The sequence below is a fragment of the Candidatus Ruthia magnifica str. Cm (Calyptogena magnifica) genome (assembly GCF_000015105.1).
GTDB classification, from domain to species: Bacteria; Pseudomonadota; Gammaproteobacteria; order PS1; family Pseudothioglobaceae; genus Ruthia; species Ruthia magnifica.
In genome coordinates, this window is sequence record NC_008610.1 from 101,489 (window position 1) to 122,781 (window position 21,293).

The 21,293-nt window shown below is 35.7% G+C and carries 21 protein-coding genes; 14 read left to right on the top strand and 7 right to left on the bottom strand.

Annotation, left to right across the window (positions count from 1 at the left end; all coding sequences use genetic code 11):
* Positions 1-3 precede the first annotated feature (3 nt).
* The 7 genes from sat to RMAG_RS00495 all read left to right on the top strand — a co-directional run bounded on the left by sat (position 4) and on the right by RMAG_RS00495 (position 5,967).
* The gene (gene sat / locus RMAG_RS00465; protein ID WP_011737510.1) at positions 4-1,212 is read left to right on the top strand and encodes a sulfate adenylyltransferase; all 1,209 of its coding nucleotides are present in this window, start codon (positions 4-6) and stop codon (positions 1,210-1,212) included.
* A gap of 196 nt (positions 1,213-1,408) precedes the next feature.
* Positions 1,409-2,278, top strand: coding sequence for a hypothetical protein (locus RMAG_RS00470; RefSeq protein ID WP_011737511.1), 870 nt, complete (start codon positions 1,409-1,411; stop codon positions 2,276-2,278).
* A 31-nt stretch (positions 2,279-2,309) separates the two neighbouring features.
* On the top strand, positions 2,310-2,789 hold the full coding sequence (gene aprB / locus RMAG_RS00475) for an adenylyl-sulfate reductase subunit beta (RefSeq protein WP_011737512.1): 480 nt from the start codon (positions 2,310-2,312) through the stop codon (positions 2,787-2,789).
* Positions 2,789-4,672, top strand: a complete 1,884-nt coding sequence (gene aprA, locus RMAG_RS00480) for an adenylyl-sulfate reductase subunit alpha (protein WP_011737513.1) — start codon at positions 2,789-2,791, stop codon at positions 4,670-4,672. Before aprB ends, aprA begins: the two co-directional genes overlap by 1 nt.
* A 70-nt stretch (positions 4,673-4,742) precedes the next feature.
* The gene (locus RMAG_RS00485) at positions 4,743-5,093 is read left to right on the top strand and encodes a hypothetical protein (protein WP_011737514.1); all 351 of its coding nucleotides are present in this window, start codon (positions 4,743-4,745) and stop codon (positions 5,091-5,093) included.
* Positions 5,094-5,098: 5 nt separating this feature from the next.
* On the top strand, positions 5,099-5,605 hold the full coding sequence (locus RMAG_RS00490; protein ID WP_011737515.1) for an FKBP-type peptidyl-prolyl cis-trans isomerase: 507 nt from the start codon (positions 5,099-5,101) through the stop codon (positions 5,603-5,605).
* 2 nt (positions 5,606-5,607) lie between these two features.
* Positions 5,608-5,967 (top strand): hypothetical protein, encoded by a 360-nt coding sequence (locus RMAG_RS00495; protein WP_011737516.1) that lies wholly within the window; start codon positions 5,608-5,610, stop codon positions 5,965-5,967.
* 102 nt (positions 5,968-6,069) lie between these two features.
* On the opposite strand, the gene RMAG_RS00500 is transcribed toward RMAG_RS00495, so the two are convergent.
* From RMAG_RS00500 to RMAG_RS00515, 3 genes are all read right to left on the bottom strand, one after another.
* Entirely contained in the window at positions 6,070-8,070 is a 2,001-nt protein-coding gene (locus tag RMAG_RS00500) for a sodium-translocating pyrophosphatase (protein WP_011737517.1), read from the bottom strand.
* A 626-nt stretch (positions 8,071-8,696) separates the two neighbouring features.
* Positions 8,697-9,347: an adenylate kinase gene (gene adk, locus RMAG_RS00510; protein ID WP_011737518.1), complete on the bottom strand. Its 651-nt coding sequence runs from the start codon at positions 9,345-9,347 to the stop codon at positions 8,697-8,699.
* Between the two features lie 70 nt (positions 9,348-9,417).
* Complete coding sequence (locus RMAG_RS00515; protein WP_011737519.1) at positions 9,418-10,662, bottom strand: 6-phosphofructokinase; 1,245 nt, start codon at positions 10,660-10,662, stop codon at positions 9,418-9,420.
* Between the two features lie 1,088 nt (positions 10,663-11,750).
* Between RMAG_RS00515 and RMAG_RS00520 the strand changes: the two genes are divergently transcribed.
* Positions 11,751-11,939 carry a hypothetical protein gene (locus tag RMAG_RS00520; RefSeq protein ID WP_024792063.1) on the top strand — a complete coding sequence of 63 codons (189 nt, stop codon included), beginning with the start codon at positions 11,751-11,753 and terminating at the stop codon, positions 11,937-11,939.
* Positions 11,940-12,453: 514 nt separating this feature from the next.
* Here RMAG_RS00520 and RMAG_RS00525 read toward each other — a convergent pair.
* The 3 genes from RMAG_RS00525 to cysS form a co-directional block, all read right to left on the bottom strand.
* Positions 12,454-12,702, bottom strand: a complete 249-nt coding sequence (locus tag RMAG_RS00525) for a hypothetical protein (RefSeq protein WP_024792062.1) — start codon at positions 12,700-12,702, stop codon at positions 12,454-12,456.
* Between the two features lie 1,619 nt (positions 12,703-14,321).
* Positions 14,322-14,564 (bottom strand): HAD-IA family hydrolase, encoded by a 243-nt coding sequence (locus tag RMAG_RS05950; RefSeq protein ID WP_024792061.1) that lies wholly within the window; start codon positions 14,562-14,564, stop codon positions 14,322-14,324.
* 431 nt (positions 14,565-14,995) lie between these two features.
* Entirely contained in the window at positions 14,996-16,384 is a 1,389-nt protein-coding gene (gene cysS / locus RMAG_RS00535) for a cysteine--tRNA ligase (RefSeq protein ID WP_011737521.1), read from the bottom strand.
* 129 nt (positions 16,385-16,513) lie between these two features.
* Between cysS and RMAG_RS00540 the strand changes: the two genes are divergently transcribed.
* Positions 16,514-17,113: a peroxiredoxin gene (locus RMAG_RS00540; RefSeq protein ID WP_011737522.1), complete on the top strand. Its 600-nt coding sequence runs from the start codon at positions 16,514-16,516 to the stop codon at positions 17,111-17,113.
* 255 nt (positions 17,114-17,368) lie between these two features.
* Positions 17,369-18,439 carry a 3-isopropylmalate dehydrogenase gene (leuB, locus tag RMAG_RS00545; protein WP_011737523.1) on the top strand — a complete coding sequence of 357 codons (1,071 nt, stop codon included), beginning with the start codon at positions 17,369-17,371 and terminating at the stop codon, positions 18,437-18,439.
* 317 nt (positions 18,440-18,756) lie between these two features.
* Here leuB and RMAG_RS05755 read toward each other — a convergent pair whose 3' ends face one another.
* Positions 18,757-18,918 (bottom strand): hypothetical protein, encoded by a 162-nt coding sequence (locus tag RMAG_RS05755; RefSeq protein WP_157834476.1) that lies wholly within the window; start codon positions 18,916-18,918, stop codon positions 18,757-18,759.
* An 804-nt stretch (positions 18,919-19,722) separates the two neighbouring features.
* Between RMAG_RS05755 and RMAG_RS06185 the strand changes: the two genes are divergently transcribed.
* The 4 genes from RMAG_RS06185 to nudE all read left to right on the top strand — a co-directional run bounded on the left by RMAG_RS06185 (position 19,723) and on the right by nudE (position 21,282).
* On the top strand, positions 19,723-19,944 hold the full coding sequence (locus RMAG_RS06185) for a hypothetical protein (RefSeq protein ID WP_340616164.1): 222 nt from the start codon (positions 19,723-19,725) through the stop codon (positions 19,942-19,944).
* Positions 19,884-20,099, top strand: a complete 216-nt coding sequence (locus tag RMAG_RS05955; RefSeq protein ID WP_235093619.1) for a hypothetical protein — start codon at positions 19,884-19,886, stop codon at positions 20,097-20,099. The genes RMAG_RS06185 and RMAG_RS05955 overlap by 61 nt, the downstream gene beginning before the upstream one ends.
* A 233-nt stretch (positions 20,100-20,332) precedes the next feature.
* Positions 20,333-20,689 carry an MFS transporter gene (locus RMAG_RS05960; RefSeq protein ID WP_024792059.1) on the top strand — a complete coding sequence of 119 codons (357 nt, stop codon included), beginning with the start codon at positions 20,333-20,335 and terminating at the stop codon, positions 20,687-20,689.
* Positions 20,690-20,736: 47 nt separating this feature from the next.
* Complete coding sequence (nudE, locus tag RMAG_RS00555) at positions 20,737-21,282, top strand: ADP compounds hydrolase NudE (protein ID WP_011737524.1); 546 nt, start codon at positions 20,737-20,739, stop codon at positions 21,280-21,282.
* Positions 21,283-21,293 lie beyond the last annotated feature (11 nt).

The window sequence follows — 21,293 nt, forward strand, 5'->3', positions numbered from 1 at the left end:
AACATGACAAAATTGGTCCCACCACATGGAAGTGACACATTAAAGTCTCTAGCACTAGAGGGTAATGCTTTAACAGTTGAGTTAGAAAGAGCAAAATTACTACCAAAAATTAACTGCTCTTCAAGGGAAGAGGGTGATATCATTATGATGGGGGTTGGCGGTTTTACACCGTTAGAAGGCTTTATGGGTAAGGCAGATTGGCAGAGTGTTTGTGATAATATGACCATAGAAAGTGGTTTATTTTGGCCAATTCCTATTACATTATCTACTGATAATGAAGGAGTTAACCAGGGGGATGAAGTTGCCTTGGTCAATGGTGAAACGGATGAAATTATCGCAACCATGGTCATCAGTGAAAAGTATTCAATTGATAAGACCCATGAGTGCAATACCGTTTATAAAACAACTGAAATAGAGCATCCAGGGGTTGTCATGGTAATGGCTCAAGGCAAATATAATCTTGCTGGATCTATTAAAGTATTGTCAGATGGTGGTTTTCCTGAAAAGTATAGTAGTTTATACATGACGCCTATGGAGACTCGTGCTTATTTTGATGACAAAGGCTGGAAAACAGTTGCAGCATTTCAAACACGTAATCCAATGCATCGTTCACATGAATACTTGGTTAAGATTGCAGTGGAGGTTTGTGATGGCGTTATGATTCACTCAGTATTAGGTAATCTTAAAGCCGGTGATATTCCTGCTAATGTGCGTTCAGAAGCAATTTCAGTATTAATCGAAAACTATTTTGTAGATAATACTATTCTACAATCTGGCTACCCATTAGACATGCGTTATGCAGGTCCTCGTGAGGCATTATTACATGCATTATTCAGACAAAACTATGGTTGTTCACACCTGATTGTTGGTCGTGACCATGCTGGTATTGATGATTATTACGGCCCATTTGATGCGCATAACATCTTTGATGAAATTGCTGATGATGCGCTGATGACAAAAGCGCTAAAGATTGATTGGACATTTTGGTGTCATAAATGTGGTGGCATGTCTTCAATGAAAACCTGTCCTCATAGTGCAGAAGATCGTGCACTGCTTTCAGGCACTAAAGTTCGTAAGATGCTTTCTGATAGTGAAGATTTGCCAGAGACTTTTTCTCGACCTGAAGTGGCTAAAGTTTTACAAGCTTATTATGCGGGTATTAAGGATGAAGATAAAGTAGAAATTAAGCTGAACGGACACTCAGCAAAATAATAAATTATTCCTATAATCAAGATATCTTGAGAAATTAAGGATTTTTTGATTGTCACAAAAGTTTTATGTAAGTATAATGAGTCGGATTTTGACGAAACTTCATCGAGCGTTAAGGCAAAAAATATTTGTAAGGTTGCTAATTGAAGAAAATTGGCAAATTTAGAATGAGAGTGATTTAACTTAAGGAGAGAAACCAATGATCGACATCAATTCAACACCAATTACTAGTTTATTAGTAGAAGGTATTTCATACGTAGACATGCAAATATATGTCATCATCATGATTGCCCTAGTGGTTGTTATGACGGCATTAGATTTGCTACATAAGAAAAGTGCAACTTACTTTTTCAATACAGCGGCAAAGGCTGACAAAGATTTAGCTGCAGGTGATGCGCCATGTTCATTGGGCAAAGAAGAAGACAGACTTAAGGTATTAAGCGCTGGCGATAAAGTAAATATATTAGCAAGTACAGTTGTAGTGGACGTTGTAACAGCTGGTGAATTTAGCAATGGGCTTCGTAGATTTGTACATATTTTAACTATGTGGGGTTTCATTTTCTTTAATGCCTCAACTGCAATCATTATTTTTGGTACACAAGAAACTCAGGTATTAGCGCAAGTATGGAATGTTGGCGCAATCATGTTATTTATTGGTACATTTTGGTATTGGTTTGGCTTCAAAGTAGATAGCCAAGCAGAAGGTTATTCGTGGACAAAAATTATTCTTAAAAGAGATATGTTTAGTTTATCATTAATGGCAACTTCAGTAACTGCACTAGGTTGGAATATCTACGGTGGTGGTATTGGTGTGTGGTTTATCTTAGTTCTTTTTTCTACTACGTTTCTATTTGGTGGCGTATATTGGTCTAAATTTTCTCATATGTTCTTCAAACCTGCTGCTGCATACAATAGGCGTATTATCAAAGCTAATGGTACAAACGAGAACTTGCCTCACGAGACAAGAGACGACGTATGGCAACAAAATAGACATTCTATGGGGCTTCTAAAAGATGCACCGATGAATATGGGTCTTGGTATTAAGCGTGAAGCGCCTAAGCACTACTAAATTAATTAAATAAGAAGAGAGGAAAATAAATATGCCAACTTTTGTATATATGACTCGTTGTGATGGTTGTGGACATTGTGTAGATATCTGCCCATCTAACATTATGCACATTGATGATAAATATCGTCGTGCTTATAATATTGAACCAAACATGTGTTGGGAGTGTTATTCGTGTGTTAAGGCATGTCCACATCAGGCAATTGATGTTCGTGGTTATGCAGATTTTGCACCACTAGGACACAGCGTTCGCGTTATTCGTGATGAAGAGAAGGGCACCATTGCATGGAGAGTTAAGTTTCGTGACGGTCGTGTCAAGAACTTTTTATCGCCAATTACGACTCAACCATGGGGAACCAAGATTCCTGATTTTAGAAATGAGCCTGAGCCTAGTGACGACATGCGTAACTCGCAGTTATTGGCATTTGAGCCTAAATATATTCGTATGGATGATGGTGATATTCATACGTTAGAATCTAACGGTTTGAAATTTAAAGAAGGAGTGTACTACTAATGGGTATTAAAACAATTGTAGAAGACAATATTGATATTTTAGTTGTTGGTGCTGGTTTAGGTGGTACAGGTGCCGCTTATGAGGCTAGATATTGGGGTCGTAATAAAAAAATTATCATTGCAGAAAAAGCAAATATTAACCGTTCAGGTGCTGTTGCTCAAGGTTTATACGCGATTAACTGTTATATGGGCACTCGTTTCGGTGAGAATAATCCTGAAGACCACGTGCGTTATGCGCGTATGGATTTAATGGGTATAGTTCGTGAAGACTTGCTGTTTGACATGGCTCGCCATGTTGACTCTGCAGTGCATAAGTTTGAAGAATGGGGCCTTCCATTGATGAAGGATCCTAAAAGAGAAGACATTGGTGCTTACATGCGTGAAGGTCGTTGGCAGATTATGATTCACGGTGAATCATATAAGCCTATTGTTGCTGAAGCTGCAACTAAGCAAGTTGATAAAGTTTACAACCGTATTATGGTTACCCATTTGCTAATGGATGACGCACAAGAAAATCGTATTGCTGGCGCTGTTGGTTTTAACGTTCGTACTGGTAATTATCATGTATTTAAGTCTAAGACTACTATTGTTGGTGCTGGTGGTGCGTCTAATATCTTTAAGCCTCGTTCAGTGGGCGAAGGTATGGGTCGTGTATGGTATGCGCCATGGTCTTCTGGGTCTGCATATGGCTTACTAATTGAAGCTGGTGCGAAGATGACACAAATGGAGAACCGTATCGTTCTTGCTAGGTTTAAAGATGGTTATGGCCCTGTTGGCGCATATTTCTTACATCTTAAAACCTATACTCAAAATGGCTATGGTGACGAGTATGAATCTAAATGGTTCCCAGCACTATCGAAAATGGTAGGTAAAGAATATCTAGATACAGAGGGTCAGCATTTGTCTCATAAGCCAATTCCAACTTGTTTGCGTAATCATGCATTTATCAGTGAGGTAAATGCTGGTCGTGGTCCAATTCACATGGTAACAATGGAGGCATTTCAAGACCCTCATTTAGAAGAAGTTGGTTGGGAAAACTTCTTAGGTATGACGGTTGGTCAAGCAGTACTCTGGGCGGCAACAGACGTTGATCCTAAATACGAAAATCCTGAATTAACAACGTCTGAGCCATATGTAATGGGCTCACATGCCACTGGTTGCGGTGCATGGTGTTCAGGTCCTGAGGACGTCTCTCCTGATGAATATTTTTGGGGTTATAATCGTATGACAACAGTAGACGGTTTGTTTGGTGCAGGTGATACTGTTGGTGGTACGCCACATGCATTCTCATCAGGCTCATTTACCGAGGGTCGTTTGGCCGCTAAAGCGGCTTGTAAGTACATTGATGACGGTAAAGCAGAAGGGATTAGAGTATCTGACAAGCAAATTGCTGAGCGTAAAGAACAAATCTTTAAACCTTTAGAAAATTATACAATTGGTCGTAATGAAATTGTTGCTGGCACAGTATCGCCAAGTTACATTTTGCCAATGAGTGGATTACAACGTTTGCAAAAGCTTATGGATGAATATTGTGGTGGTGTTACTGTTTCTTATGTAACTAACGACAAATTGCTTAATATAGGCTTGAAGAAATTAGCTATTTTAGAAGAAGATTTAGAGCACATTGGTGCAGAAGATTTTCATCAGTTGATGCGTGGGTGGGAGTTAAGACACCGCCATCGCACTTCTGAATGTGTGACTCAGCATACCTTGTTCCGTAAAGAAACTCGCTGGCCTGGTTACTATTATCGTGGTGACGCTATGAAATTAGATGATAAAAACTGGCATGTATTGACAGTGTCTCATCGTGATCGTGTTACTGGTAAATATACATTAGAGAAGGCGCCTTGTTACCATTTAGTTGGTGAAAAAGATGAAAAATAGAGATTTAGTTTAAATTTTTATCTATTGTATATTTTAAGAAAAAACGTTTTATTGGAGTATTGGTGGATAAATGAATATTATTGATAAAACAGATGAGGAGATTTTAGCAATTGCGAGCCCAATGTGGGATGACTTAGTTAAATATTCTAATAATAGTAATTACGGCGCTTTTAGTCGTCATTTTTCAGAGGATTTTTTGCGTGGTGCCAATGAAATTGAAATGGGAAAACAATTTGCTCGTAGTGAACTAACTAAGGGTCTTGAGAAAAATGCAGGATATTTGGGTATGATCCGTCGTGGTCAGTATGTGACTGTATTGTATAAGCAAACTCACTCTAAAAAAGAAGGTGAATACTTAGGAAGGCTTGTACTTGGTTATGAAGATGATGTGGTTAAGATTTTTGGCACAACAATTTTTTAAAAGTTGTGAATAATGTTATTCAAGAAGCTAAATATGTTGAGCTTATCTATAAAGTTATTGATAAAAAAACAGGCAATGTCTTTTCAGAAATTGAGTATCCAGTCGGCTATGTGCACGGTGTTAATGATACACTAGGTAAACAAGTTATTTCTGAGCTAGAAGGCAGAAAGCAAGGCGATATCCTTGAAGTTAACATTGATGTAGAAAAAATCTATGGATCTCGTGACGAAACTTTAGTTTTTATTGATAAAATTGAAAACGTTCCACTAGAATATCAAAAAATCGGTGCCAAAGTTGTTATGGAAAATTCCAAGGGAGACTCTAAGGAATTTTTAGTAACTAAGGTAGATGATAAAACAGTCACCATTGATGGTAATAATCTGCTTTGTGGCCGTGAAGTTAAGTTTTTGCTTGAAATTCTTTTAGTGCGTGATGCAACGGATGAAGAAATAGAAGCGGGCGGCATGATAGAGAAGCAATCAGATATAGAACAATTATTAACAGTGCATTAATTATGAGTATTGACTTTACAGAATTAGAAATAAAGACCATTCAAAGTGCGGTTGATCGTCGTTGGAGAAAAGAGAAAATTGAGGCTAATTTAGCTAATATTGAAATTACCAAAGAAGGTGAAGACGAATCAACGTTTACCCCAGCGGTTGTTTGGGAAGATGAAAACTCAACTTTTATTATTTTAAAAATTGGTGTATTTTCCTACAAAAGTTTCTTTTATTATTTGACTGATCAGCGTTTTGACACTGGCGTTCCTGAATATAACGATTTGTACGAATGTGCGAATAAATTATTAAAAGTACAAGCGGATTTTATGCTAAGTAAAAATATCAAAGATTTAGGTTTACATATTCAAAAATAATGCTTATAAAAAAGTATAATGGATTTCCCTTTTGGTTATTTATATTGCTTCAGACGTAGAAAAAGAATCAATCATTCTCAATTTTAATGGATCAATTGATTGTTACAGAAAAGGAATAATCATAATTGCAACAATGTTAATAATCTTAATTAATGGATTAATAGCAGGACCTGCTGTATCTTTGTATGGGTCGCCCACTGTATCACCAGTAACAGCAGCTTTATGAGTATCTGAGCCTTTACCACCAAAGTGACCGTCTTCGATATATTTTTTAGCGTTGTCCCATGCGCCACCACCCGTGGTCATTGAGATTGCAACAAAAATACCCGTTACGATAGAACCGATTAGTAACCCGCCTAGTGCTTCAGCGCCTAATAGCAAGCCAACGATAACTGGAAATGCAATTGGTAGAATAGAAGGTAATATCATTTCTTTAATGGCAGATTTGGTCAGCATATCAACCGCTTTAGAATAATCAGGTTTTTGTGTGTAATTCATAATATCTGGAATTTCTCTAAATTGACGACGAACTTCATTGACAATATCGCCTGCAGCACGACCAACAGCCTCCATTGCCATTGCACCAAATAAATAAGGCACTAAACCACCTAAGAATAAACCAATGATTACTTTATGGTTAGATAAGTCAAATGCAATATCTTTGAATTGCTCAATAGTACGTAATTCATTAGTAAAGTCAGCAAACAATACCAATGTCGCTAAGCCGGCAGAAGCAATTGCATAACCTTTGGTTACCGCCTTAGTGGTGTTGCCAACGGCATCTAGAGGATCAGTAATTTTACGAATTTTTTCTGGAAGTTCGGCCATTTCCGCGATACCACCTGCATTGTCCGTAATTGGGCCGTAAGCATCAAGTGCGACAATAACACCTGTCATTGATAGCATAGCCGTTGCTGCAATTGCAATGGCGTATAAGCCACCCAGTTCATACGCACCCCAAATACTTGAGCATACTGCAAGTACAGGAAGGGAGGTAGATTTCATACTCAAGCCAATACCGGCAATAACGTTAGTACCATCACCTGTGAGTGATGCTTCGGCAACATGTTGCACAGGGCTATATTCAGTTGATGTGTAATATTCTGTTATCACAACCATAACAGCTGTTAGCACTAAACCAATGAGTGATGCGTAGAATAAATTTATTTCCATATTCATGTGATTGGTGATAAAATAAAAAGCAATCGCAGCCATGCCTGCTGAGGCGATTAAGCCTTTATATAGAGCGCCCATGATAGAACCATTATCGGAGACTTTAACAAAAAAAGTACCTACAATAGAGGTAATAATTGAAGCTGCACCTAAAGCCAGTGGATACAAAATAGCATTATCGCCCAAGCCTAGAACGCCTGCAAGCATCATAGTTGCAACAATAGTCACCGCGTAAGTTTCAAATAAGTCAGCAGCCATGCCTGCACAATCACCAACGTTGTCACCAACGTTGTCAGCTATAACTGCAGGATTGCGCGGATCGTCTTCTGGAATTCCAGCTTCAACTTTACCAACAATGTCAGCACCAACATCAGCACCTTTAGTGAATATGCCACCACCTAAACGTGCGAAAATTGAAATGAGTGAGCCGCCAAATGCAAGACCAATAAGAGCGTGCAATGCGTCTTTTTGTGCAACACCATATTCAATCATACCGGCGTAGTAACCAGAAACACCCAATAGTGCCAAACCAACAACCAACATACCTGTAACAGCGCCACCTTTAAAAGCAACTTGAAAAGCAGTATTCATGCCGTTATTGGCTGCTTGCGCTGTGCGAGAATTAGATTTAACTGATACGTTCATGCCGATGTAGCCTGTTACACCTGACAATACTGCACCAACTAAAAATCCAAGACCAATGGTAACGCCTAAAAAGTAAGTAATGATGATAAGCAAAACAACACCTACTATGGCAATGGTTGAATATTGACGATTTAGGTAAGCATTTGCACCTTGTGTAATTGCATCTGAAATTTCTTTCATTTTGTCACTACCTGCAGGTTGTTTGTTAATCCAAATAATTGTAAATAGACCGTATAAAACAGCGATAATTGATGCCGAAATGGCAAGGATAAGAATTGTATCCATTATTTTATTTTCTCCTTTTGGTTGTGTGCAAATTTTCTTCAGGATTGATTATAGTTAATAATTGCCTGTATAGTAAGGGGATAATCTAATAATTTAATAGAATCGGTTTATGTCAATTATTGAGTGCTAGTTCTTGTTCCAATATTTGGTTTTAATACCATGACCTAAATCTATTTCAATTAAGCGAGATCTAAGTTTAAGTAGTTTTTTAATGAGGGAGTGGTTGGCTTTCATAAGCTTAAAACGTCTTGGATATGGTTAATTACGACGGTTAAAAGTTGTTACCAATTGAATTTTGTAAAAATGGTAACAATGAGTCTATTTTCATCATTGCGATAAGTAGGCTGCTTAAATGTGGGTTTACTAGCAACAAATGACTGGAACATTAGAGTTTCTTCTTAACATTTGGATAAAAACTGCAATAATTAATTATACTCTTTCCAAAAATGAATATTCTTTTCTTTATTGTTTGCTTAATAGCCGTTATTTTGAGTTAAATCTTGAAGATTTTCAGGCGAGTTTAAAAAAATTGTTAGGTTTTATTTCCTATGACACATCTAAAAGAATGGGACGAAAGGGAATGTTAATTTCTCTTGTACTAAATTTATTCAAAGAGATTAAATTGCTTAATTTAGTTGTGCGTAAACACGATCTCTAACTTCGTCAAGAGTGCCTACGCCAACAACTGCGCCATATTTAGGGGCATCACTATTTTTATTCATCCAAGATTGATAATAATCAACCAATGGTTTGGTTTGCTTATGATAGATGTTTAGACGTGCACGCACCGTATCTTCAGCATCGTCCGTACGTTGTATTAGTTCTTCGCCAGTAATATCATCAATGCCTTCAACCTTGGGTGGATTATAGACAATGTGATAAGTGCGACCTGATGTTAAGTGAGCACGACGACCAGACATGCGGGCAATAATATCTTCATATGGAACTTGAATTTCAACCACAAAGTCAATTTTAACACCATCCGTTTTCAAAGCTTCTGCTTGAACGATTGTGCGTGGAAAGCCATCAAATAAAAAGCCATTTTTACAATCATTTTCCTGGATTCTTTCTTTAACCAAACCGATAATAATATCATCAGAAATTAAACCACCTACATCCATAACTTTTTTGGCTTCAATGCCTAATGGTGTGTCTGCTTTAACAGCTTCACGCAGCATATCGCCAGTTGATATTTGGGGGATTGAATACTTTTGACAAATGTTAGTTGCTTGAGTGCCTTTGCCTGCGCCCGGAGGGCCTAATAAAATTATGTTCATTTTTTCTCCTTGTCTGTTTTATTTAATATTTTTTTGTTAAAAAAGAGACCTTGGCTCCTTGTAGTAATACCTAAATTTCGAATGTGGGTAATTTTTTATCCGTCATTATTTTTTTCATCACCACATAATCAGGCAAGCCATTTTTGTATGGTGGATAGTCTTCACCTTCGATAAGTGGTTGTAAATATTCACGGCAAGCGTCAGTAATACCAAAACCATCGTTAGAAATGTAATTCATGGGCATCATTTTTTCAACGTTAGCGACATCTTTTAACTCACCTGAGCCAATCTCCCAAGTGTAGGGATTATTTGAAGTTCGAATAATGGTAGGCATGACTGAATTTTTACCTTCAAGTGCCATGTTAACAGCTGCTACACCTAATGCATAAGCTTGTTCAACATCGGATTTTGAGGCTAAGTGACGAGCAGCACGTTGCAAGTAATCTGCAACTGCCCAGTGGTATTTATAACCCAAGGTATCTTTGATTAAATTAGCAACAACAGGTGCTGCACCACCAAGTTGTGCATTACCAAAGTCATCATGAGTGCCTTGTTCTGCCAGGAAACAGCCATCTGGCCATTTTGCACCTTCGGATACAACGATTGTGCAGTAATTAAATTCTTTGACGTTTTTGTTAACTTTAGCTAAAAATTTCTTTTCATCAAAATCAACTTCTGGGAATAAAATCACCACAGGAATTGAATTATCAACCAATCCCCCTGCTGCTGCAATCCAACCCGCATGACGACCCATGACTTCAAGGACAAAAATTTTAGTTGAAGTTGCTGCCATTGAGGCGACGTCAAAACTGGCTTCCATAATAGAAACAGCAATATATTTAGCAACCGAGCCAAAGCCAGGGCAATTATCTGTAATTGGCAAATCATTATCCACTGTTTTAGGCACATGAATCGCCTGAATTGGGTAGCCCATTGATTTAGATAATTGAGATACCTTTAAGCAAGTATCTGCTGAATCACCACCGCCATTGTAAAAGAAATAACCAACATCATATTCTTTAAAGACTTCGATCAATCTTTCGTATTCAGCTTTGTTTGTCTCTAAAGATTTCATCTTATAACGACAAGAGCCAAAGCCACCAGAAGGGGTATGTTTTAAGGCTTTAATATCAGCATTAGATTCTTTAGAAGTATCAATTAAATTTTCAGTTAACGCGCCAATAATACCATTTTGACCTGCATATATCGTGCCGATTTTATCTGGATGTTTACGTACTGTTTCAATCACGCCACAAGCTGATGCATTAATTACAGCAGTTACACCACCTGATTGTGCATAAAAAGCATTTTTCATAAAAAATGTTTCCTACAATAAAAAACTAATGATTATACTTTATAAACTAACAATTTTCTTAAATATGTTTAAGGTTTGTAAAACTTTGACTTAATTCAAAAAAATTCTTTATTTAGAAACAAGTGGATAAGTAATTGTGTGGTATTATCTACATATTCGTGTACCAATTTATTACGCAATGGTTACGTATCTATCCAATTGTCAGTATTAATAGCTCTAATCGATGTAAATTATCAATTGCAGTTTTTTGGATTTCGCCAGATTACTTGAGGAAAATTAGTAATAATTTATCCATAAACGTACCCTCAGTATGAAAATTTAAACATAAAAGATTCTAAATCTATCCATGCCTTCAGGCGCTTGTAAGGTATTTTTTTATCACTTAGTATTTAAATTTTCTTGAGAGAATAAGCCTACAACTAGGCTTTTTACCAGCAAATCCTCTTTGTTAAAAAAAACATAATTTGGTTAATTTTATCATTTGAATCACTCATAATTCTACCCCTATTTTAAGCACTTGTTGTTAAATGACATTTGGTATTTGATGTGGGTCTAGGATAATAATGTCGATTTTTTAAGCACCCAATTGTTTTATAAAAGCGTATTACTTTACACGTTAAATGTGTAGTTTCTCTAAATTCTAGTAATAAATTAATATCACCCTTTTTAAGGTTATCATCTATTTTTTAGCTAAATAGTTTAACTGTTGCTTGATGGTTAAATTGTTTTCCGGTAGTTTCTTTAATGGTATTTTTTGTAAATTAGTTAATCTTATATGCTAAATTTATTAATTAGTTATGGACATATACTTCGATAAGCATTATTGCTATTTTCAACATAAATAACAATTGTAAGTCCTTACGAGTCACCACTAATAACTACGTTGCTAGCTCGAATTTACCCAATTTCTCCTTCTGACGATTAAATTACGACACTGATGGACGTGTTATCATTCCAAATATCGATTTTAAATGACGAACAACTGACTTCAATTTTTTTGAGATAACTAAAATTGCATTAGCATCAATACCGCTTAAATTCATAGAAGAGCCTGCATAAACCTCAATTTTTGCTTATTAATATTGATCGTGTTGTTTTTGCCTTGTAAAGATACTGAGGTATTGCCAAACACAATTAAATTAGAGTCTTTAGTAGAATTGTTAGTATCATTTTGGGTGATATTTAGCGTATTATCTGATTTTAAAATCATATTGGAATTAGCACTGGTAACAATGCTTGAGCCACAAATCGTTGCTTTACAATTATTTAAAACATAACCATCAGTAATACATTGGTATCCTTTAACGTAATGATTGAATTATTAAAAATTAAAATGTCATAATTGCGGCCATTCAGAACGATGTCTTTTAAATAACCTCTATTAGTAACCTTTTGAGTATGATAACGGGGTCGTGTTAATGATTAAATTTTATAAAATTAATGCTCTATCGTTAACCTCAATGGTTGCGTAAATGTATTTGTCGAATTATTTTTGTAGCTAACTAGACTAGTTACGTTGAAGTTATAACTTTCGTTTGTTACACTGCTAAATCCAGTTACATTTAGATCATTATGGGTTTGCCTTGAATGGTGAGACTTTTACGTAGATAGATATTGTCAGTATAGATGTCAGAGATTTCAATAATAACCTTGCCATGCAAGAGTACTATTCAATGGCTTGTTGTAAAAAGTCAGCACTAGAGTCAATACTAATGATTTAGTTGTCTGCTATATTATCTGCTGGGGCTGAATCACCACCAGAGCCATTACTATTTTCTAAAGTATTTGCAACTACCATAATCTGGTGAGTGCATTGTTAATATTGTCAAAATTTGTTACAATGCCGCCATTATCCTCTAAGTTTTTAACACTTGTTTCTAAAGTGATAAGATGACCATCATTAGTATTCACTGCAACTTTAATGGCTATGAAGTTGGTATTAACCAACCACATCACTTGATAAAAAAGTATTGGGCATGGTAATGGTGTTTGCCAAGTAATACCTGTTAATAAATCTGATACTATGGTTAAAACCTCCACCAATATTACTTTCTATTGGTGTGCCATTTAATGTACCAGTTGCAGTATTAAAAGCTGACCAACTGGGTTTATATTGAATACTGAAGTTTAAACTATCACTCTCGATATCATTAGCCGTTGTACTTGACTCGAGCTGCAAGTAATGGTGGGTGTATTATTTACAAACTCAATGGTAATATTAATAGCAATTGTGTCATTACCGTCGTTGCCATCATTTATATGAGCCTCGAAATTACCATTGTAATTAGTACTTGGTGTGGTGTTTCTACTGACTAAAGCTGTACCATTTTTGTAGCATTAAAGATAAGTGTCCAAATTAGCGTATCGTTATCATCATAAGTGGCGTCAATATTTACTACGCTAAAGGTAATTGGCATACTATTTTCCTAATGATTATTGAAATATTCTAATTTTTGGTAAGTTACTGGCGTATCATCGATGTTGATAACTGTAATGACAAAGGATTATTCAATATCGGCATTTTTACCATTATTAATACCAGTGTTGCTATTGGTTGGCGTGTCACTTAGTTGTTTTGTACTCTCATTTAGTGTTAGCTAAAAAACGGTTGTATCGTCTATTTTATCGTTATCAGTAAAGATAATTTGATATCTGTAACTGGTCTTCGGTTGCTTAGACCGATACTTCTGAGGTGAAAATTAGTGTAAGTTAAGGATTGGTTTGGGGTTTTAGTCAGTAGTATAAAATACACCACCAGCATCTGTATCAATATTATTATCTACATTCTATCAGTATCAAGTTGTCCAGTGTTGTCTAATGAGAAGGCATCATTGGCATTGAGCGTACCATAACCGTCTAAATCGGAATTAGTTTATGCAAGTAATCGTAACCTCTATCATTGTTAAATTTTCTATATCTATGGTGGGTAGGTTCATCTAATAAAATTTGCTTGATTTATCCATGTAGTTAGTCCTTCCAAGACTGAGTGGTATTAAAGTACTTTGGTTTGTTCTTCTTTAGTGTTAGTTGTATTGTCAATTAGTGGTGAGGCTTGAAAGATGCTCATTAAGTCATTCAAGCAAAAACTAAGGGTAAATTTTACCTGTATCTAATACAGTTACAAATTTTGCTGAACTTGCACTTGCTTTTTAGATGATAATATCAACCACCTTTGAAATTAGCTTTACTGGTATCAAGCGTGTAAATCTTAACTACTAAGGACTATTTAACATAAACCCATAAGCACATTGAATAATAGCTTTAACAAAATATTAAGTCAATAGAGGGGTTTATTAGCATTGTTACTTAAGCAAACATATAAAAGGGGTGACTTTTCATTCTTGAGAGTGACTAACTTCAAGAATGAAGTGTTTGACACTGCCATGATTATGCATTTTCCAAGAAGAGTCTAGATTGATAATCCAAGGTTTTTCTTAATCGATGGCTTGTTTATTGGTGTTGTCCATAAATGATAATTTTTGCATTTAAATAGGCTTAATTTTTTACTAAATTTAAATATTATTACCCTAAATAACAATTAATTTTTACCTGTGCTTGAGTGTTTAAAAGGTTTGTGCATCAATAATATCACCAGCATGGATGATAATATTACATTGATTCATTTGTTTAACAATTTTTAGATGAATAAAGCCGCGTGTTTATCTTTTATAAATGTGTCTTAATGGGTAACGTTTGTTCGAAAGTTTCGATGTTAATAAACCCTCTATTGATTTCATACTCATTTTAGAACTGGGTTTGTTAATGGCAATGATGGTATCAATGCCGTATTGTTTGGCGGCACTTAGTACAGAAAAAGAATCGTCAAAAAAGATACTTTTTTGTTTGTTCAAATGAATCGTTTTGTTTAGTTGGTGCCAAAAATCTTGTTCTTCTTTAACCACGTTATAGTTATGTGATGAAATAATGGCATTAAAATACTGTGATAAAATTAGTGACCAGAATTTTTAATTGAATGGTTTTTATATGAGCGTTAGTGACTAAATAAATACGCTTTTTATGTTGTTTTGCTTATTCTAAAAAGTCTAGTACAAACGGGTGTATTTGGATTAAATGAGCCATATTTTCTTTGAGTTTGGCGATATCCAGTTTGAACACTTTTTACCAATAATCCAAACAATACCAATGTAGCCTTCCCTCTTACGCTCGAAGAATAGGATAGATTTTATCTTTTGATTGTTGGTGTGTCAGGTTGTGCTTATTGGCAAAGATCAAGGGCATTATATTCCATTCAAAAATGTAAATCAAAATGCAAGTCTAGTAAAGTATACCGTCCATGTCTAATAAAATGGTATCTATTAAAGACCAGTCAATGTTATTTTCTACGCCAAGTAGTGTCATTAGCATTATCCTCTAGTACAATGCCAAGCTCGGCTAACTTGTCTCTAATTTGATCACTTAGTGCAAAATTTTTATCGGCTCTGGCTTCATTTCTGCTAGTAATTTTTACATCAACCTCGCTATTCGATAAAGAAATACCTTGTTTTAAGAATTTATCTGCGTCCATTTGCAAAATGCCAATATAATCACCGAGTTTTTTTAATAATTGTGCTAAAGCATTGGCTTGATCAACGTCCTTTTTGCGTTGTAAATTGACTGTTTTTGCCAGTTCAAATAAAATGCTTAAAGCGATGGGTGTGTTAAAGTCATTATCAAGCGCTTCATTAAATCGTACTGAATAGTCAAAATACATAGGCACTTTCTCAGTTACCGTGCTAGAAGTATTTAGACCACGAATGGCAGTGTATAAACGAGATAATGACGACTTGGCTTTATTAAGATTATCATCTGAAAAATTAAGTGGACTGCGATAATGAGAACTCATGATGAAATAACGCAAGGTTTCGCAATTATAGCTTTCTAATATGCTACGAATGGTAAAAAAATTATTCAATGATTTGCTCATTTTTTCATCATCAATATTGACAAAACCTATGTGCATCCAAGTATTAACAAAAGTGCAATTATTCGCACCTTCAGATTGAGCGATCTCGTTTTCATGATGTGGAAAGGATAAATCCATACCACCGCCATGAATGTCAAAATGATTGCCTAAGTGATGCGTGGACATGGCAGAGCATTCAATATGCCAACCAGGACGGCCTTGTCCCCAAGGGGAGTCCCAGCTTGGTTCGTTGGGTTTAGACATTTTCCAAAGAACAAAATCTAGCGGGTTTTTTTTGGCACTTTCTATCTCAATTCGAGCGCCCGCTTCAAGTTTATCAATATTTTTCCTTGAAAGTTTTCCATAATTTTTAAAATGGCGTACTGAATAATAGACATCACCATTATGAGCTTGATAAGCAAAGCCTTTTTCAATCAGTGACTTTATCATATAAAATATTTGCTTCATTGCATTAGTTGCGCGTGGTTCAACATCAGGTGGTAACACTCCAAGAGCACGCTCATCTTCGTGCATGGCATCAATAAAACGATTAGTCAATGCATATATATCTTCTTTATTTTCAATAGCGCGTTTGATAATTTTGTCATCAATGTCAGTAATATTACGTACATATTCAACATTTGGAAAATATCGTCTAAGATGGCGAATGATGACATCAAATATTACCAAAATTCGTGCATGACCCATATGGCAATAATCATAAACCGTCATTCCACAAACGTATATACCCACTTTATCAGCATTAATTGGACGAAAAACTTCCTTTTGTTTACTTAATGTATTGTAAATTTTTAGCATAAAACGCTATTTTACGTGAGTATCTGTACGATTTTGTCTTGTTAATAACAAAGCTCTTGCTTTTTATATAATTTATCAGTATAAAGTAGCTGTATAATCAAGATATTTAATTATATACAGGAGAAATACATGAGCGTTTTAGTTACACAACAAGCTCCAGATTTTACGGCTGCTGCCGTTTTAGCGGATGGTTCGATTGTTGATAATTTTCAACTTTCTAATCTTAAAGGTAAGAAAATTGTGTTGTTCTTTTATCCACTAGATTTTACTTTTGTCTGTCCTTCAGAGATTCTGGCATGTCACCACAGAATGATGCAGTTTAATGACAAAGGTGTTGAAGTGATTGGTGTTTCAGTAGATTCACAATTTACGCATAACGCATGGCGCAACACTGCACCAGCAGATGGTGGTTTGGGTGTTATTGATTTTCCGTTAGTGGCTGATACTGACCATTCTATTATGGAGGCTTATGGTATTGTACATCCAGCAGGTATTGCACTTCGTGCATCGTTCTTAATTGATGAGAATTTTGAGGTACGTCATCAAGTAGTGAACGATTTACCATTAGGCAGAAATATTGATGAAATGTTGCGTATGGTTGATGCGCTTGATTTCCATACTGAGCATGGTGAAGTTTGTCCTGCGGGTTGGAATAAAGGTGACGAAGGTATGAAAGACACACCTGCAGGTGTGTCTGATTATTTGTCAAAACATGCCGATGAATTGTAATTAAATTAAATGGGATTTAAGCTCCTTTTTTATGGATTATTATAGGGAAAATAGGTAATAAAAATGAAAAAATATAGGTGTATTGTGTTCGATTTTTGGTGTACGATGAATATTTAAGCGTCCAAAAGAGTGGATTGAACTAGATACAAAATGGAAGGGTATTTCTGAGGATTGGGCTGGATTGTTAGACTAGTGAGTAAATGGTTGAAATCTAGTAAAATAACTTTTTTAACGCCGATGTATAAGGTAAGAAAAATGTTAAAAGTATTAATATTGCCAGGCGATGGTATTGGCCAAGAAATTACAACGCAAGCACTTAAAGTGATTGATTGTTTGAATGCAGATTTTAATCTTGGCATGATGCTTGAACATGGTCTAGTTGGTGGCAATGCTTATGATGAAACCGGTTCTCCTTTGCCACAAGCTACACTGGATGCTGCACGTCAGTGCGATTCTATTTTATTAGGCGCTGTAGGTGGCTATCAATGGGAGTTTTTAGAGCGTGATTTGCGACCAGAACGAGGCTTGTTAGAGCTACGTGCAGAAATGGATTTGTTTTCTAATTTACGTCCTGCGATTTTATATCCCCAACTTGTTAACGTTTCTACGTTAAAAGAGGAAGTGGTGTCAGGGCTTGATTTAATGATTGTTCGTGAGCTGGTTGCGGGCATTTATTTTGGTAAACCACGAGGCGTTGAAATCCGTGATGGGCAAAAATATGGGTTTAATACAGCTGCTTATTATGAGTTAGAAATCAGACGTATTGGACGCTCAGCTTTTAAAATTGCACAACTGCGTAATAAGCGTGTTTGCTCGATAGATAAAGCAAATGTGTTAGAAGTATGTGAATTGTGGCGCGAAGTGATGACGGATGTGGCTAAAGATTATCCAAATGTTGAACTTACTCATATGTATGTGGACAATGCTGCAATGCAATTAGTCAAAGCGCCTAAGCAATTTGATGTAATGGTAACTTCAAATTTATTTGGTGATGTGTTGAGTGATTGTGCAGCAATGTTGACCGGTTCAATCGGTATGCTGCCGTCAGCCTCTCTTAATCAAGACGGGTTTGGTATGTATGAGCCTATTCATGGTTCAGCGCCTGATATTGCGGGCAAAGATATTGCCAATCCTTTGGCAGCTATTTTATCGGTTGCTATGATGTTGCGTTATTCGCTCAACCAAGCGAGCTTGGCGTGCAAAATTGAAGCGGCAGTTAATACTGTATTAAATAAAGGTTATCGTACGCAAGATATTGCAATAGAAAGTGACTTGGTTGTTGGTACGAATAAAATGGGTGATTTAGTGGTAGAGGCATTGGTATAAAGATTGTGTATTTATGACAGAGTTTTCAAAAGCGACTAACGATGCTAGCATGGTATCATAAATTATCATTGACGATAAACGTATCGATGGATTTAGCGATTTAATTGAGTTATATATGAATGGATTTTTTGGCTAATCATCCTGGGTTATCATTCAAGGTTTATAAATCTAACACTTTCAATCTCAAGTAGCATTTTGCCGATATGTTTGTCAAATTACTCATCAAATTTGTGTTAATTTTTATAAGCAGTTTACTGTTTAACGGTGATAGGGTTAATTTCATAGTCAGTCAAATTTTTCTCATAGTTTTTTTAGCCTCATATTCGATGATTGGCAAGTGTATTGCCTGACGAGCTATGACCAAGTACTAGACTAAAATCTGTTGCATATTGTAATATTTTAATGTTATTGTTATTAAAACGATCCATACGATTAACAAAGCTATTACCTCCTAAAGAATAAAGTTTTATTGTTGACATGTTCAATCATAATATTTGTATTAGTGTATGCTCTGATGTGGTAAGGCTGTGAATTTTAAATTGCTCTGAGCCTAAGTTGATGATTTGTAAATGCTAGGTGGTGTCAGTTATAAGTTGTAATTGTGTCTTTTATTAAGTTATTAGTTAGAGTTTCCATTGGATTAAACTAGTTATCGCTTTCGCCGTTTTTTAGCCTTAATAATCATTTATGGCTGAGCATAAATTTTGGCATGGGGTATTTCGATAATAGCCTGATTACTCAACTAATGGTAATCATAAATGTACGTATTAAAGACAATAATAATACCATGGTTGTTCATAAATCCTTGATTTTGTGTACTTGTCTTACTAGATGGAGCATGAATGACCGATAAGTTATTGCTGAGCTTTTCAGGCGAAAATTCGCCGATATCTTAAGTTGTCCAAGTGTTTGACAAAAGTGATAAAGTAAATAAAAAATAGATTGTTTTCATTGCTCTTCAAAAAATTCATTGTGTTTTATTAGGCTTTAGGAGTACGCTCAGTTAGGATATAAAATAAATCAAGGGTTTATTCTTTGATTGTATCAGGATAAAGTATGTAATAGTTAGAGGATATTTAATTATGTCAATACAAGAGATGCAGCATGGTATACTTGAGAATAAATTACAAATTATTCTTCAACTAATGCAAGTTTGTAGTAGGCCTGCCTTATGATTGGTATGACAAGGGTGGTTATGCCTAATTTGGCAAACACAAAATTTAATTTAGGTAAGCAGCAGTTTTTATTGTTAATTTTCTTTGTTGTATTTGGTTAAAGCTGTTATGAATTTATTAGTGGGTCGTTTGAGTCATCAATATGGTCGTAAACATGTACTAATTGTTGGGTGGATTGTTGCAATCCCTATGCCATTTATGATTCTATATGCGTCTAATTGGAATTGGATTATAGGATCAACCTTATTATTAGGTATTAACCAAGGCTTGTGCTGGTCAATGGCATTAACGAATTTTCTGGTTATGCTGCCGTTGCTATTGCTGGCGTAGTAACTGCTTATATTGTTAATTTAATTGGCGCAAGACAAGGTTTGTTCATATTTGGTATTGTGGTGATGACACTTGGGTTACTCTCGTCTATCTTTTATGTCAAGGAAACCACATACCATGCGCTAAGTTGCATCAAAGAGACAATCCTACAATAGAACAACAAGGTTTTATCAAGTTGTTTGTTCAAACAAAGTTGGCATGATAAGATCTTGCTGTCGTTAAACCAAGCAGGATTGATGGAAAAATTTACTGACGCCATAGTTTGGATATTTTTACCTATTTTTTTTATCTAAGACGTTAACGTTAATAGAAGGTGGTGCTATTGTTTCAGTGTATGCGCTTGTATGGGGTGGTTTTCAGTTGATTACGGGGCCTTTATCTGACAAAGTTGGACGCAGTAATTGTTGGTGGTATGTGGTTATACGGGCTTGGTTTGTTAAGTATTCCATATACGAATAATGTATTTTTATGGATATTGGAAGCTGGAATAATGGGCTTAGGTATGGCAATGTTATATCCAACATTGGGCGCTACTATTGCTGATTTTGCATCGGTAGAAACACGAGGAACGCTACTAGGTATTTATCGATTTTGGTGTGATTTTGGTTATGCTGTGGCGGCATTAACATTAGGTGTATCTGTACAAATGACACAAGCATTAATAGCACCATTTTTATTAGCATCTGTTGTTATGATTGTATCTGGTCTATATGTTTTAATAAGGTTACCAAATCGTAAAAATTAGCTTTATATTTTGTGGTTTGGCGTCAATCCAATGGCATAATATCAACCATGCGTAAGAGACCCATAGTATTAAATATTAAAACCATTGCCACAACCAGTTTTTTTAATATTGAGGAAATGGACATTGAGTTTTCAAATGGTTCAAAAAGAATATACGAGCGTTTAAAACCACCAGGTAATGGTGCAGTATTGGTTATACCGATGTTAGATATTGAAACTGTGTTAATGATTTATGAGTATTCTGGTGGTACAGATCGATATGAACTCACATTAACCAAGGGAAAAATTGATGGTGGTGAAACACTTATTGAGGCTGCTAATAGAGAGTTAATTGAGGAAATTGGCTATGGTTCTAATAAATTAACTTTTATCAAAGAAATGACCATTGCACCTGGCTATCAATCTAGTATTACCTATATTGTACTAGCGCAAGATTTATATAAAGCGAGTGCACAAGGTGATGAACCGGAGCCATTAGAGATAGCAGCATTTAAGATGTCTGATTTAGAAAATTTGGTTTACAATGAAGATTTAACTGAAGCCAGGAGTATTGCAGCTTTATACATGGCAAGAGATGTGATTAACAACCAGTAACACAATAGTCA

Excerpts from the sequence above, each read along its gene's own strand:
- RMAG_RS00470 (WP_011737511.1), top strand. The coding sequence starts at position 1,409 with ATGATCGACATCAATTCAACACCAATTACTAGTTTATTAGTAGAAGGT.
- adk (WP_011737518.1), bottom strand. The coding sequence starts at position 9,347 with ATGAACATAATTTTATTAGGCCCTCCGGGCGCAGGCAAAGGCACTCAA.
- RMAG_RS06185 (WP_340616164.1), top strand. The coding sequence starts at position 19,723 with ATGAATTTATTAGTGGGTCGTTTGAGTCATCAATATGGTCGTAAACAT.
- sat (WP_011737510.1), top strand. The coding sequence starts at position 4 with ATGACAAAATTGGTCCCACCACATGGAAGTGACACATTAAAGTCTCTA.
- RMAG_RS05755 (WP_157834476.1), bottom strand. The coding sequence starts at position 18,918 with ATGTCAACAATAAAACTTTATTCTTTAGGAGGTAATAGCTTTGTTAAT.
- RMAG_RS00500 (WP_011737517.1), bottom strand. The coding sequence starts at position 8,070 with ATGGATACAATTCTTATCCTTGCCATTTCGGCATCAATTATCGCTGTT.
- RMAG_RS00540 (WP_011737522.1), top strand. The coding sequence starts at position 16,514 with ATGAGCGTTTTAGTTACACAACAAGCTCCAGATTTTACGGCTGCTGCC.
- RMAG_RS00495 (WP_011737516.1), top strand. The coding sequence starts at position 5,608 with ATGAGTATTGACTTTACAGAATTAGAAATAAAGACCATTCAAAGTGCG.
- nudE (WP_011737524.1), top strand. The coding sequence starts at position 20,737 with ATGCGTAAGAGACCCATAGTATTAAATATTAAAACCATTGCCACAACC.
- leuB (WP_011737523.1), top strand. The coding sequence starts at position 17,369 with ATGTTAAAAGTATTAATATTGCCAGGCGATGGTATTGGCCAAGAAATT.
- cysS (WP_011737521.1), bottom strand. The coding sequence starts at position 16,384 with ATGCTAAAAATTTACAATACATTAAGTAAACAAAAGGAAGTTTTTCGT.
- RMAG_RS00515 (WP_011737519.1), bottom strand. The coding sequence starts at position 10,662 with ATGAAAAATGCTTTTTATGCACAATCAGGTGGTGTAACTGCTGTAATT.
- aprA (WP_011737513.1), top strand. The coding sequence starts at position 2,789 with ATGGGTATTAAAACAATTGTAGAAGACAATATTGATATTTTAGTTGTT.
- RMAG_RS00485 (WP_011737514.1), top strand. The coding sequence starts at position 4,743 with ATGAATATTATTGATAAAACAGATGAGGAGATTTTAGCAATTGCGAGC.
- aprB (WP_011737512.1), top strand. The coding sequence starts at position 2,310 with ATGCCAACTTTTGTATATATGACTCGTTGTGATGGTTGTGGACATTGT.